This window comes from Sphingomonas phyllosphaerae (genome assembly GCF_029623345.1).
GTDB lineage: Bacteria > Pseudomonadota > Alphaproteobacteria > Sphingomonadales > Sphingomonadaceae > Sphingomonas > Sphingomonas phyllosphaerae_C.
This window is the reverse complement of record NZ_JAPYKH010000025.1, coordinates 21,807-34,284: the sequence shown is the minus strand read 5'-3', so window position 1 is coordinate 34,284 and position 12,478 is coordinate 21,807. Positions and strand designations below refer to the sequence as shown.

General features: G+C 69.0%; 13 protein-coding genes. 8 read left to right on the top strand and 5 right to left on the bottom strand.

The features are described 5' to 3' along the window. The first annotated feature begins 91 nt into the window (after positions 1 to 91). The 5 genes from QBJ89_RS17895 to QBJ89_RS17875 are packed head-to-tail and all read left to right on the top strand — an operon-like array spanning position 92 to position 3,765. Positions 92 to 733, top strand: a complete 642-nt coding sequence (locus QBJ89_RS17895; RefSeq protein ID WP_277981831.1) for an HAD-IA family hydrolase — start codon at positions 92 to 94, stop codon at positions 731 to 733. A 15-nt stretch (positions 734 to 748) separates the two neighbouring features. Further along, positions 749 to 1,465, top strand: a complete 717-nt coding sequence (locus tag QBJ89_RS17890; RefSeq protein WP_277981849.1) for a CoA transferase subunit A — start codon at positions 749 to 751, stop codon at positions 1,463 to 1,465. Beyond that, the gene (locus tag QBJ89_RS17885; protein ID WP_277981830.1) at positions 1,462 to 2,421 is read left to right on the top strand and encodes an HAD family acid phosphatase; all 960 of its coding nucleotides are present in this window, start codon (positions 1,462 to 1,464) and stop codon (positions 2,419 to 2,421) included. The genes QBJ89_RS17890 and QBJ89_RS17885 overlap by 4 nt, the downstream gene beginning before the upstream one ends. Continuing rightward, positions 2,421 to 3,071, top strand: a complete 651-nt coding sequence (locus tag QBJ89_RS17880) for a 3-oxoacid CoA-transferase subunit B (protein WP_277981829.1) — start codon at positions 2,421 to 2,423, stop codon at positions 3,069 to 3,071. Before QBJ89_RS17885 ends, QBJ89_RS17880 begins: the two co-directional genes overlap by 1 nt. 4 nt (positions 3,072 to 3,075) lie before the next feature. Further along, the gene (locus tag QBJ89_RS17875) at positions 3,076 to 3,765 is read left to right on the top strand and encodes a glutathione S-transferase family protein (protein WP_277981828.1); all 690 of its coding nucleotides are present in this window, start codon (positions 3,076 to 3,078) and stop codon (positions 3,763 to 3,765) included. A gap of 283 nt (positions 3,766 to 4,048) precedes the next feature. On the opposite strand, the gene QBJ89_RS17870 is transcribed toward QBJ89_RS17875, so the two are convergent. Further along, a complete protein-coding gene (locus QBJ89_RS17870; protein ID WP_277981827.1) occupies positions 4,049 to 4,531 on the bottom strand; it encodes an Lrp/AsnC family transcriptional regulator in 483 nt (160 codons plus the stop codon). 112 nt (positions 4,532 to 4,643) lie between these two features. Here QBJ89_RS17870 and ald point away from each other — a divergent pair, with 112 nt between their 5' ends. The 3 genes from ald (at position 4,644) to QBJ89_RS17855 (ending at position 7,866) form a co-directional block, all read left to right on the top strand. Further along, on the top strand, positions 4,644 to 5,729 hold the full coding sequence (gene ald, locus QBJ89_RS17865; RefSeq protein WP_277981826.1) for an alanine dehydrogenase: 1,086 nt from the start codon (positions 4,644 to 4,646) through the stop codon (positions 5,727 to 5,729). Positions 5,730 to 5,902: 173 nt separating this feature from the next. Further along, positions 5,903 to 7,546: a DNA polymerase III subunit gamma/tau gene (locus QBJ89_RS17860; protein WP_277981825.1), complete on the top strand. Its 1,644-nt coding sequence runs from the start codon at positions 5,903 to 5,905 to the stop codon at positions 7,544 to 7,546. Next, a complete protein-coding gene (locus tag QBJ89_RS17855) occupies positions 7,543 to 7,866 on the top strand; it encodes a YbaB/EbfC family nucleoid-associated protein (RefSeq protein WP_132907833.1) in 324 nt (107 codons plus the stop codon). The genes QBJ89_RS17860 and QBJ89_RS17855 overlap by 4 nt, the downstream gene beginning before the upstream one ends. Positions 7,867 to 8,345: 479 nt before the next feature. On the opposite strand, the gene mtgA is transcribed toward QBJ89_RS17855, so the two are convergent. The 4 genes from mtgA to QBJ89_RS17835 all read right to left on the bottom strand — a co-directional run bounded on the left by mtgA (position 8,346) and on the right by QBJ89_RS17835 (position 12,465). After that, positions 8,346 to 9,020 (bottom strand): monofunctional biosynthetic peptidoglycan transglycosylase, encoded by a 675-nt coding sequence (gene mtgA, locus QBJ89_RS17850; RefSeq protein ID WP_277981824.1) that lies wholly within the window; start codon positions 9,018 to 9,020, stop codon positions 8,346 to 8,348. Positions 9,021 to 9,296: 276 nt separating this feature from the next. Further along, positions 9,297 to 10,541 carry a flavin monoamine oxidase family protein gene (locus QBJ89_RS17845; protein WP_277981823.1) on the bottom strand — a complete coding sequence of 415 codons (1,245 nt, stop codon included), beginning with the start codon at positions 10,539 to 10,541 and terminating at the stop codon, positions 9,297 to 9,299. A 1-nt stretch (position 10,542) separates the two neighbouring features. Beyond that, the gene (gene rpoH, locus QBJ89_RS17840) at positions 10,543 to 11,445 is read right to left on the bottom strand and encodes an RNA polymerase sigma factor RpoH (RefSeq protein WP_223010417.1); all 903 of its coding nucleotides are present in this window, start codon (positions 11,443 to 11,445) and stop codon (positions 10,543 to 10,545) included. Positions 11,446 to 11,517: 72 nt separating this feature from the next. Then, complete coding sequence (locus QBJ89_RS17835; protein WP_277981822.1) at positions 11,518 to 12,465, bottom strand: RluA family pseudouridine synthase; 948 nt, start codon at positions 12,463 to 12,465, stop codon at positions 11,518 to 11,520. Positions 12,466 to 12,478 lie beyond the last annotated feature (13 nt).

Genomic DNA, 12,478 nt, shown 5'->3' with positions numbered 1-12,478 from the left:
TCCCCTTGCAGCGAAGGATGTAAGGCGCCCGTTCCAGATCCACCACACACCCCGATTGCCTTCGGCGCTCCGCCCGCTAAGGATCATCGGCATGCGGGACACGGTGATCTTCGACTTCGGCGGGGTGATCACTTCGTCGCCATTCGCGGCGTTCAACCGGCTGGAGCGGGAGCGCGGCCTGCCGATCGACCTGATCCGCCGCCTCAACGCCACCGATCCCGACAGCAACGCCTGGGCGCGTTTCGAGCGCGCCGAGATAGACGTCGCCACCTTCGACCGCGATTTCGCCGCCGAGGCTAAGGCGCTCGGCCATGAGTTGCGCGGTCGCGACGTGCTGGCGTTGCTGTACGGCGATGTCCGCCCGCGCATGGTTCACGCGCTCGACTGGCTCAAGCGCGAGGGCTTCCATATCGGCTGCATCACCAACAACGTCCCCGCCGGCGACACGCCGCGCGACCCGCATGCGGCCGCCGCGGTGGCAGCAGTGCTCGCGCGCTTCGATTACGTGGTGGAGAGCAGCAAGGTCGGCATCCGCAAGCCCGACCCGCGCATCTATCTGATGATGTGCGAGACGCTTAACAAGCGGCCCGACCAGTGTGTCTACCTCGATGATCTGGGGGTGAACTGCAAGGCCGCCGCTCAGCTCGGCATGGCGGCGATCAAGGTGACGGGCGAGGGGCAGGCGCTCGACGATCTGTGCGCCGCACTCGGCGTCGTGCCGGGCCATTTTTGAGGGAGACGGCGGGTGGTGGACAAGCTGTACGACAGCGCCGCGGCGGCGCTCGACGGGCTGCTGTTCGACGGCATGACGATCTGCGCGGGCGGCTTTGGTCTGTGCGGCATCCCGGAGCGGCTGATCGACGCCATCCAGGCCGCCGACGTGACGGGACTCACGGTCGCCAGCAATAACGCCGGGATCGACGGCGAGGGGCTCGGCAAGCTGCTCCGCACGCGCCAGATCGCCAAGATGATCTCGAGCTATGTCGGCGAGAACAAGGAGTTCGAGCGCCAGTATCTCAGCGGCGAGCTGGAGGTGGAGTTCTGCCCGCAGGGCACGCTGGCGGAGCGCTGTCGCGCCGGCGGCGCGGGCATCCCCGGCTTCTACACCAAGACCGGCGTCGGCACGTTGGTGGCCGAGGGCAAGGAAGTGAAGGTGTTCGACGGCGAGGACTATATCCTCGAGCGCGGCATCCGCGCGGATCTCTCGATCATCAAAGGGTGGAAGGCGGACACCAGCGGCAACCTCGTTTTCCGCAAGACTGCGCGCAACTTCAACCAGCCAATGGCGACCGCGGGCAAGATCTGCGTCGCCGAGGTCGAGGAGGTGGTGCCGGTCGGCGGGCTCGACCCCGATCACATCCACCTGCCCGGCATCTACGTGAGGCGGATGATCGTCGGCGCGCCCTACGACAAGAAGATCGAATTTCGCACGACGCGTCCGCGTGCGGAGGCCGGCGCGGCGTGACATCACGGCTTTTCGTACCGGCCGCGGCAGCGGCGCTGCTCGCCGGTTGCGCGACCGCGCGCCCCGAACGTCCTCCGCCGCGGGCGGTGAACGTCACCGCCGAGGCGCCCCCTGCACTGCCGGCCGGGGCGATGGCCTATCTGTACGGCTCAGCCGAGGCCGCGGCGCTGAGCGAGCAGACCTATAATGCGCTCACCGCCTATGTCCGCGACGTGGTCGAGCGCGCGCGCGACCGTCGCGGCCGGCTGCCGACCGAACGCCGCGCCGGTACGCTGCCGCGCTGGCCCAATTCGGCGGTGCTGGTGCCGGGCGCGACCGCGGCGAGCGCCGAGACGATCCCGTGCAGCGCGCTGCCGCCCGCGGTGGTGCTCGACATGGACGAAACCGCGGTGCTCAACCTCGGCTATGAATATAACGACGCGCGCACCGGTGCGGCCTTTGACGCCAAGCGCTGGGATCGCTGGGAGCGGACCGGCGCCGACAAGGTCGTCGCGGTGCCCGGCGCGGTGGCGGCGTTCCGCCAGCTGCGCGCGCTCGGCGTGACGATGGTGATCAACAGCAACCGCTCCGCCGACAACGCCGCCGCCACCGCCGCGGCGTTGCGTTCGGCGGGGCTGGGCGAGTTCCGCCACGGTGACACGCTCTACCTCAAGGGCGACGTCGACGGCCGCTCGGGCAAGGACGGGCGCCGGCTCGAGATCGCCAAACATTATTGCGTGCTCGCGCTCGTCGGCGACCAGCTCGGCGACTTCGCGGATCTGTTCAATCCGCCCGGACCGGCGCCCGCGCTCGGCCGCCGCTTGCTCGCCAGCGTCGGGCCGATTCAGGCGCGCTGGGGACAGGGCTGGTTTGTGCTGCCCAACCCGGTCTACGGCACCGGGCTCGGCACCGGCTGGGACGAGACCTTCCCGCAGGACAAGCGCTGGGGCGACGACCCGGCTCAAGGAGCGAAGTGATGGCCGTGGACGCCAAGGGATGGGACCGCAACGGCATGGCGGCGCGCGCCGCGCGCGAGCTGCGCGACGGCTATTACGTCAATCTCGGCATCGGCATCCCGACATTGGTGGCAAACAACATCCCCGACGGAATCAGCGTCACGTTGCAGAGCGAGAACGGCATGCTCGGCATCGGCCCGTTCCCCTATGATGACGAGGTCGACCCCGACCTGATCAACGCGGGCAAGCAGACGATCAGCGAGCTGCCGCAATCGGCCTATTTCGGCAGCGAGCAGAGCTTCGCGATGATCCGCGGCGGTCATATCGACCTCACCGTGCTCGGCGCGATGGAGGTGTCCGAGCGCGGCGACATCGCCAACTGGATGATCCCGGGCAAGATGATCAAGGGCATGGGCGGCGCGATGGACCTCGTTGCCGGCGTCAGGAAGATCATCGTCGTGATGGAGCATGTCGCCAAGGACGGCGCGCCCAAGTTCATCCCGGCGTGCACGCTGCCGCTGACAGGGCGCGACGTGGTCGACATGATCGTCACCGATTTGGCGGTGTTCCAGCGTCCCGACCATCATAGCGCCTTCCGCCTGATCGAGCTGGCGCCAGGGGTGACGGCCGACGAGGTCGCCGCCAAGACGAGCGCGCATTACGAGGCTTGATGCGATGGCGTACACGCTGATCACCGCCAACCGGAATTATTCGAGCTGGTCGCTGCGGCCGTGGCTGCTGATGCGCGTGCTCGGCATCGCCTTCGAGGACCGGATCGAGCCGTTTGCCTCGCTGGACAATCATGAAGCGTTCCGCGCCTTCTCGCCGACCGGCCAGGTGCCGGTGCTGCTCGACGGCGAGCGGACGGTATGGGACTCGCTCGGCATCGCCTTGTACCTGGCCGAGCGCCACCCCGGCGTGTGGCCGGCGGACGGGGCAGCGCGCGCATGGGCGTTCTGCGCGGTGGCGGAGATGCACGGCGGCTTCGGCGCGCTGCGGCGCGAGCGGACGATGACGGTGGGGCAAAGGATCAGACCGACACACGGCTCGGAGGCGCTCGCGCGCGACGTCGCGCGGATCAGCGAACTGTGGGACGAGGGGCTGTCGCGCTGTGGCGGACCGTGGCTGGCGGGTGAGCGCTTCACCGCGGTCGACGCCTTCTACGCGCCGGTGGCGTTCCGCGTTCGCGCATGGGGGATCGACGTCGGTGCGGCGGGCGCGCGCTGGGTCGAGACGCTGCTGGCGCATCCGGCGCCGCGCGAGTGGGAAGCGGCGGCGCTGGCCGAGACGTTCCGTGAGGAAGGGCACGAGGCCGAGGTGGCGGCTTATGGCGAGGTGACTGAGGACCTTCGCGCGATGGCGTGAGTGAGGCGTGTCACGCGGCGCGTGGCCCTGCGCAGGCAGTAGCCCAGGGTGATGGAGCGCGACGCTCTTGGCCCTGGGTTCTTACGGGCGCAGGAACACGGTGCGCTCCGCGGGCAAGCGCCTACCCCCTCTCAAGCGGCGTCATCCTGAACTCGTTTCAGGATCCACCGTCCCGCAAGCGCCCCCCCGCCGCTGAGTACGCCGCACTGTAAACCCTGAAACGAGTTCAGGATGACGCCAGCCGAGGGTTTATGGGCGCAACGCCCATCAACCGTCTCGCGCCTCACTCCAGCAGCGTCAGCGGCAGCCGCGGCGCGACCACCTCGCGCAGCACGAAGCCCGATTCCATCTGCGTCACTCCCGGCAGCCGCGACAGTTCTTCGCGGTGAATTCGTGCGAAGTCGCTGAGGTCGCGCGCCCGCACGGTCACCAGATAATCGTAGCTGCCCGACATCAGGTCACAGCGCACCACCGAGGGGCTCGCCGCGATCGCCTGCTCGAACGAGTCGAGCACGTCCTTGCGCTGGCTCTCCAGCGTCACCTTGATGTGGACGATCGTCGCGCAGCCCAGCTTGGCGAGGTCAAGCCGCGCAGCATAGCCGGTGATCACGCCGGCTTCCTCCAGCGCACGCTGGCGCCGTGCGACCGCGGTGGCGGAGCGGCCGATCGCTTCGGCGAGCGTGAAGGCGGTTGCGCGCGCGTTGCCGAGCAGCAGCGCGATCAGGCGGCGGTCGATTCGGTCGAGAGCGGTGGATTCCTGCGCCATGATTTCCCTTAGCGTATGAACTCGGTGCGCAGCCACCTGCATGCCAGCCTCTTCGCGCGGACTCGGCGCGGCCGCCGCGCTATCCTGCGCGCAGGATAGAGGAGCCTGGAACATGCGCGTCGGCGTACCCAAGGAGATCAAGAATCACGAATATCGTGTCGGCCTCACACCCGGCGCGGTGCGTGAATATGTTGCGCGCGGCCATGAGGTGGTGGTCCAGACCGGTGCCGGCGCAGGGATCGCCGCCGACGACCAGGCCTATCGCGCCGCCGGCGCCGCCATCGTCGACACCGCCGAGGAGGTGTTCGCCACCACGCAGATGATCGTCAAGGTCAAGGAGCCGCAGCCGAGCGAGTGGGTGCAGCTGCGCGACGACCAGATCCTCTTCACCTATCTCCACCTCGCGCCCGATCCCGAGCAGGCCAAGGGGCTGATGGCTTCGGGCGTTACCGCGGTGGCCTATGAGACGGTGACCGACCAGCGCGGCCACCTGCCGCTGCTCGCGCCGATGAGCGAGGTCGCGGGCAGGCTGTCGATTGAGGCGGCGGGCACCGCGCTCAAGGCGGTCAATGGCGGGCGCGGCGTGCTGATCGGCGGCGTGCCGGGCGTGCAGCCGGCACGGATCGTTGTTCTCGGTGGTGGCGTGGTCGGCACCCATGCGGCGCGCATGGCGGTCGGGCTCGGCGCCGAGGTCACCGTGATCGACCGCTCGATCCCGCGGTTGCGCGAGCTCGACGAGCTCTTCGCCGGGCGCGTGCGCACGCGCGTCTCGACGCTCGAGGCGATCGAGCATGAGGTGGCGGAGGCCGATGCGGTGATCGGCGCCGTGCTGATCCCGGGCGCGTCGGCGCCCAAGCTGGTGACCCGGCCGATGCTGGCGCTGATGAAGCCGCGCGCGGTGCTGGTCGACGTCGCGATCGACCAGGGCGGCTGCTTCGAGACCAGCCACGCCACCACGCACGCCGAGCCGACCTATGAGGTCGACGGCGTGATCCATTATTGCGTCGCCAACATGCCCGGCGCGGTGCCGCTCACCTCGAGCCACGCGCTCAACAATGCGACCTTGCCGTACGGTCTTGCGCTGGCCGACAAGGGCTATGCCGCAGCCGAGGCGGACGCCGGGCTGATGGAGGGCGTCAACGTGCGCGGCGGGCGGATCGTCAACCGCGTCGTGGCGGAGGCGCTCGGGCAGGGGTGAGGCTGCGGCGCACGTCGCCGCGGTGCTGTGACCATCGCGGGTTCGGGGTCGGTGCATCCGCCGACCCCGGCACGGCGTCGTTGCGCCTACGGCATTGACCGGCGCACCGGCATGAGCCTCATCGCGTCCGCATCCTTCGACAAGCGCGGGCCCGCGCCCTATATCCAGCGGCGATGGCCGAATCCCTCGATCTCGAGACCCCGACGCCGCCCGCGGGCGCGCAGCCCTATCGCGTGCTCGCGCGCAAATATCGCCCGCAGTCGTTCAAGGCGCTGATCGGCCAGGACGCGATGGTGCAGACGCTCGCCAACGCGATCAAGCGCGATCGCATCGCGCACGCCTTCCTGCTCACCGGGGTGCGCGGTGTCGGCAAGACCTCGACTGCCCGACTGATCGCCAAGGCGCTCAATTGCATCGGCGCGGACGGGCAGGGCGGGCCGTCGATCGACCCCTGTGGCGTCTGCGAGCCGTGTCGCGCGATCGCGGAGGGGCGGCACATCGACGTGATCGAGATGGACGCCGCCAGCCATACCGGCATCGACGACGTGCGCGAGATCATCGAGGCGTCGCGCTACGCCGCGGTCTCGGCGCGCTACAAGATCTACATCGTGGACGAGGTCCACATGCTGTCAAAGGCCGCGTTCAACGGCCTGCTCAAGACGCTCGAGGAGCCCCCGGCGCACGTCAAGTTCCTGTTCGCCACCACCGAGGTGAACAAGGTGCCGGTCACCGTGCTGTCGCGCTGCCAGCGCTTCGACCTGCGCCGCATCCCCGCGACCCTGCTCGCCGATCATTTCGCGCGCGTCGTTCAGGCGGAGGGCGCGCAGGCCGAGCCCGAGGCGCTGGCGCTGATCGCCCGCGCCGCGGAGGGATCGGCGCGTGACGGGCTGTCGATTCTCGATCAGGCGATCGCGCACGCCGATCTCGCCGGCGGCGGGGTGAGCGCCGATGCAGTGCGCGAGATGCTCGGTCTCTCCGATCGTAGCGCGGTGCGCGACCTGCTCGGGCTGGTGCTCGCCGGCGACGCGCCGGGCGCGCTCGCGGCGCTGCGCCGCCAGTATGACCTCGGCGTCGACCCGCTTGGCGTCATCCGCGCGCTGCTCGAGGCGGTGCATGGCGTCACTCAGGTCAAGGTCGGCGCCGCCGACGACGCCGCACAGCCCGCCGAGGAGCGCTCCGCCTATCGCGAATGGGCGGACAAGCTCTCCTTCCCGCTGCTCCACCGCCTGTGGCAGCTGTTCCTCAAGGGGCATGAGGAGGTGCAGCGCGCCGCATTGCCGATCGAGACCGCCGAGATGGCGCTGTTGCGCGCAATCCACGCCTCGGCGCTGCCGGATCCGGGCGAGCTGGCACGCCGATTCGCGAGCGGTGCGATGGCTTCACCTGCCGCGGCGGCACCGCCGCCGCCACCTGCGCCACCTGCGCCACCGTCTGCGGCGGATCGCGTGCCAAGCGAATTCGCGGCCGTGCTCGCGCTGCTCGACGAGCTCAACAAGCTCGAATTGCTCGTCCGGCTCAAGCGTGGCGCCAGCGTGGTCCGCTACGCCCCGCCCGAGATCGTGCTGAGCGGGGCGCGCCCGCTCTCCACCGACACGCTCACCGAGCTTGCCGCGGTGCTGCGCGTCGCGACCGGCATGCCGTGGAAGATCGCGGTGGCCGACGCGCCGGGCGCACCCACTGCCTTCGAGGCGGAGCAGGACGCGGTGCAGGCGCGGCATGACGCCGCGCGCGCGCATCCGATCGTCGCGGCCGCGTTCGAAGCCTTTCCGAATGCCGAACTGATCGACCCCAAACCAGCCAAGCGGAGTATCACGTGAAGGATCTCAACGACATCCTGGCGATGGCCCAGAACGTCCAGAACGAGCTGCAGAAGGCGCAGGAGAGCCTCGACACGATCGAGGTGGAGGGCGTCGCCGGCGGCGGGCTGGTCAAGGTCCGCGCGTCCGCGAAGGGGCGGATCATCGGCGTCGCGATCGACGACTCGCTGATCGTGCCCTCGGAGAAGCAGATGCTCGAGGATCTCGTCGCCGCCGCGTTCAACGACGCGCGCACCAAGGCGGACGCGGTCTCCTCGACCGAGATGTCCAAGATGACCAGCGGCCTGCCGCTGCCGCCGGGGTTCAAACTGCCGTTCTGAGACGAGGCAGTCGGACCGTTGCGCGGCGGGAACGAGCGCCCGCCGCTGGCACTATCCCGCTCACTTCGATGAGAGAAGGATGCCGTGAGCGACGAACGCGCGACGCAGATCCCGCACGTCTCGGTGATCGAGCGCCGCGGTGGCGGCGGTGGCGTGCTGGTCGGGCTGGCGGTGATCGTCGGCGGTATCTGCTGCTCGTTCGCAACGACTGCGAGGGCGCCAAGAACAGCGCGATCACCTCGGCGACGACGAGCGTCGGCGACATCGCCGACAAGGCCGGTGCCGCGGTTGATAGCGCGGCGCCGTGAATGGGGAGGGCAGCTCTGAGGAGTTGACAGTACCTTACCCCGCTGCCGTCCCCCCATTCGTCCCGGGATCCACTGCGCCGCTTACTCAGGCCCCGCGGGGCTCTCGCCACGGTGGATCCTGAAACAAGTTCAGGATGACGGCGGTAGGTGATGCTAACGGGTTGCGCCGCCTTATCGCAGGCAGGCATCAAGCCCGTTGCGGCGCACTACCCCAACGTAGCGCGCCAGCCGATCGCCGTGGCGCCGCACGAACCCGCTCGGGTCGATCGCCGCCCGCTGCTTGGGCAGCGGCAGCACCGCGGCGATCCGTCCCGCCTCGACCGGTGTGAGATGATCGGCGTCGTGACGGAAGTAGCGAAGCGACCCCGCCTCGACGCCATAGGTGCCGATCCCCGTTTCGGCGACGTTGAGATAGACTTCCATGATCCGGCGCTTGCCCCAGATCGTCTCGATCAGCAGCGTGAACCAGGCCTCCAGCGCCTTGCGCGCATAACCGCCACCCTGGAACAGGAAGACGTTCTTGGCGGTCTGCTGGCTGATCGTCGAGCCGCCGCGCACACGCTTGCCTTCGGCATTGTGCATCGCCGCGCCCGCGATCGCGCCCCAGTCGAAGCCGTGGTGCGTGCAGAACTTGCTGTCCTCGCCCGCGATTGCGGCGCGCGGCATGTCGGGGTCGATCGCGGCGAGCGGACGCCACGCCTTCGTGACGCCGCGGCCGCCGACAAGGTCGCCCGCCATCGTCAGCGTGAACGGCACCGGCACGACCGCATAGAGCAGCACCCAGGCGACCGAAAGCACGACGAAGCCGAGCGCGAGCTTGAGCAGAAACCGGAACAGGCGAAACATGCGACGCGTGGTAGCGGGCGCGAGCGGCGGTGAGAAGCGGCCTGGAAGCGACGTCCTCCGCTACACCGGAGTTGTTCCGGCTCGCTTGCCGGTCCGCGGCAACACGCCGCGTAAGCCATACAGTGGATCTTGCGGCCGCCGGGAAGCCGGACGCGACGCGTCCGCTCCTCCCATGCAACGTTATCGTGCTCCGGCGAACGCCGGTGCCCAGGTTTGCAGGTGCGACCTGCGTGGCCCTGGGCGCCTGCTTGCGCAGGAGTAGCGCGCGTCGAGCGGTCACCCGCTGCAACAGCCGTCGCGCTCACCCTCGCCGAGGATCGCCCGCGCTGCCGCGATCCCTGTCTTATACGCCCCGTGCGCGGTCGAGAAATCGTGTGGCGAGCAGGCCTCGCCCGCAAAGTACAGCCGCTCATCTACCGGAGTCGCCAGCACCGCGCGAGCGCTGGCATGACCGACCGCGGCATGCGAGTAGCTGCCGCCGATCCATGGCTCGTGACGCCAGCGCGTCGCGGTGATCGGATGCAGCCGCGCTCGCCATTCGCTGCCCAGCAGGGCGACCAGCTCGTCGACGACAAAAGCAGCGGCAGCCTTCGTGTCCTCCAGCGCGTCCGCAGTCGGTCCGCCGAGGAAGCTCTCGATCAGCGGAGAACCGAAGGGGGAGAGGCGGTGGCTCGCGGTATCGGCCGAGTAAGGGTTGCCCATGAGGTGCGAGTCAGCCGGCCAGTCGGGCCGGTCGACGCGCAGCATCACCTTGTCCGCGACGCCGAGCGGCAACCCAGCCGCGGCGTCGATCTTGTCCGGCAGCAACGGGTCGAAGGCGATCGCGCCACCTGCCAGCACCGGCGTGGGGACCGCGATCACCACGGCGTCGGTCTCGATCGTCCCGGATGCTGTCTTGATGCGTATGCGCGTGCCGCGATGGTCGATCCGCGTGACCGCGCAGCCGAGCCGCGCCGGCAGCCCGCGCGCATGGTCTGCGATCAGCGTGCCATATCCTTCGCGCACCGCCCAATTATCGTCGGTCGCGACATCCTCATAGGCGAGCCAGTCGTGGAGCGAGACCTCGTCGATGGCCGCCCCGTTGGCGAAGCGCGAGATGGCGTCGAGTAGCGGACGCCAGCGCTCGTCCGGCGGTACCGCGGCGCCGAGCGCACGATCGGGCGCTGCCGCCAACGCGTGCGCCGCCTTGGTCATCCGCTCGCGCGCTTCGTTGGCGGCACGATGATCGCCGGGGGGAAAGCCGAGGTCGCGCCATTGCTCGCCCCAACGCGCCGTATCGGTCGCGACGGTGAAGCCGCGTGCGCGCGCGATCCCGGTCCAGGGGTTGCGCCGGGCGGAGTGGAGCCAGCCGCAGCCGAGGTCCACCATCGCTTCATCGATGACGATGCTGTGCGCGCGCCCGCCGAGCCGGTCACCCGCCTCGAGCAGCAGCACGTCGCGGCCGGCATCGTGGAGGTGGCGCGCCGCGGCGATCCCGGCGGCACCGCCGCCGACGACCACCGCGTCCGCGCCCCGCGCCATGTCAGGCGGTCAGCAAGCGCTTCTCGCCGGCCAGCCGCATCATCGCGCGTTGCAGCTTTTCAAACGCGCGCACCTCGATCTGGCGGACGCGCTCGCGGCTGACGCCATAGACCTGGCTCAGCTCCTCCAGCGTCTTGGGATCGTCGGTCAGGCGGCGTTCTGTCAAAATATGTTTTTCGCGGTCGTTGAGGTCGCTCATCGCGTTGACCAGCATGTCGTGGCGCACGTCGGCCTCTTGCTGGTCGGCGACGATCTTGTCCTGCAGCGGCGCGTCGTCCTGCAGCCAATCCTGCCACTGGCCCTCGCCATCCTCACGCATCGAGACGTTGAGCGAAGTGTCGCCGCCCATCGCCATGCGACGATTCATGCTGACGACGTCGGCCTCGGTCACGCCCAGGTCGGTGGCGATCTTCTGCACGTCTTCGGGGCGCAGGTCGCCGTCCTCGAACGCGTCGAGCCGTGCCTTCATCCGCCGCAGGTTGAAGAACAGTTTCTTCTGCGCCGCGGTGGTGCCCATCTTCACCAGGCTCCACGAGCGCAGGATGAATTCCTGGATCGAGGCGCGGATCCACCACATCGCATAGGTGGCGAGGCGGAAGCCGCGATCAGGCTCGAACTTCTTCACGCCCTGCATCAGCCCGATATTGCCTTCGGAGATCAGCTCGCTGACGGGCAGGCCGTAGCCGCGATAACCCATCGCGATCTTGGCGACGAGGCGCAGGTGGCTGGTGACGAGCTGCGCCGCCGCTTCGGTGTCGCCATGCTCCTGGAAGCGCTTGGCGAGCATATATTCCTGCTCGGGCGCCAAAATGGGAAATTTCTTGATCTCGGCGAGATAGCGGTTGAGACTCTGCTCCCCGCCGAGCGCAGGGATCGTCGCCGGGACGTTGCTGCGTGCTGCCATGATCCTTGATCTCCCTTCCTGGCGGGAAACGCGGCAATGTCGGACAAGTGCCGAACGATGCGCGCTTCGAGCCTATACGACGAGCTGACTGAACAGTTCCTGCATGTCCCGCGGCATCGCACTGTCAAACGACAGCGCATCGCCAGTGATCGGGTGGATGAACCCGAGGCGGGCGGCGTGCAAGGCCTGGCGGCGGAAACCGAGCGTTTCGATCACCCCGCGATGTGCCTGTTTCGTTCTACCATAGACCGGGTCGCCCAGCAAGGCATGGCCGAGCGAGGCCATATGGACGCGAACCTGGTGGGTCCGCCCCGTCTCGAGCCGGCACTCGACCAGCGCGGCGTCGCGCAGCGGCTGAAGCAGCGAATAATGCGTTACCGCACGCTTGCCGCCAGCGACAACCGCCACTTTCTTGCGGTTGGCCGCGGAGCGCGCGAGCGGCGCATCGACGCTGCCCGACGCCGGCACCGGCCGGCCGTTGACGATCGCGCGATAGCGGCGGTCGATCGAGTGCGCGGCGAACTGTTTGGCGAGCCCCTCGTGCGCGCGGTCGGTCTTGGCCGCGACCATCAGCCCCGACGTGTCCTTGTCGATCCGGTGGACGATGCCGGGTCGCGCCACGCCGCCGATACCCGACAGCGAGCCGCCGCAATGGTGGAGCAGCGCGTTCACCAGCGTGCCGTCGAGATTGCCCGCCGCGGGGTGGACGACCAGACCGGCGGGCTTGTCGACTACAATGAGATGGGCGTCCTCGAACGCGACCACCAGCGGTATGTCCTGCGCCTCGTTGTGCGCGGGGGCGGGGGCCGGGACCGCGACCAGAAAGGCTTCGCCCGCGCGCGACTTGCGCGAGGGGTCACGCACCGCCGCGCCCGCTTGGGTAACCTGACCGGCGTTGATCAGCACCTTCAGCCGCTCGCGCGACAAGGTCGGCACCGCCTCGGCGAGCGCGCGATCGAGTCGCCATCCGTCCGAGGAAGGCGCGATCGTCGCTGAAATGGTGGAAACCCCCCGGTCCATTGCTCCATGCTAT

Coding starts and splice junctions, on each gene's coding strand:
- QBJ89_RS17895 (WP_277981831.1), top strand. CDS start 92: ATGCGGGACACGGTGATCTTCGACTTCGGCGGGGTGATCACTTCGTCG.
- QBJ89_RS17880 (WP_277981829.1), top strand. CDS start 2,421: ATGGCCGTGGACGCCAAGGGATGGGACCGCAACGGCATGGCGGCGCGC.
- QBJ89_RS17875 (WP_277981828.1), top strand. CDS start 3,076: ATGGCGTACACGCTGATCACCGCCAACCGGAATTATTCGAGCTGGTCG.
- QBJ89_RS17870 (WP_277981827.1), bottom strand. CDS start 4,531: ATGGCGCAGGAATCCACCGCTCTCGACCGAATCGACCGCCGCCTGATC.
- ald (WP_277981826.1), top strand. CDS start 4,644: ATGCGCGTCGGCGTACCCAAGGAGATCAAGAATCACGAATATCGTGTC.
- QBJ89_RS17860 (WP_277981825.1), top strand. CDS start 5,903: ATGGCCGAATCCCTCGATCTCGAGACCCCGACGCCGCCCGCGGGCGCG.
- mtgA (WP_277981824.1), bottom strand. CDS start 9,020: ATGTTTCGCCTGTTCCGGTTTCTGCTCAAGCTCGCGCTCGGCTTCGTC.
- QBJ89_RS17845 (WP_277981823.1), bottom strand. CDS start 10,541: ATGGCGCGGGGCGCGGACGCGGTGGTCGTCGGCGGCGGTGCCGCCGGG.
- rpoH (WP_223010417.1), bottom strand. CDS start 11,445: ATGGCAGCACGCAGCAACGTCCCGGCGACGATCCCTGCGCTCGGCGGG.
- QBJ89_RS17835 (WP_277981822.1), bottom strand. CDS start 12,465: ATGGACCGGGGGGTTTCCACCATTTCAGCGACGATCGCGCCTTCCTCG.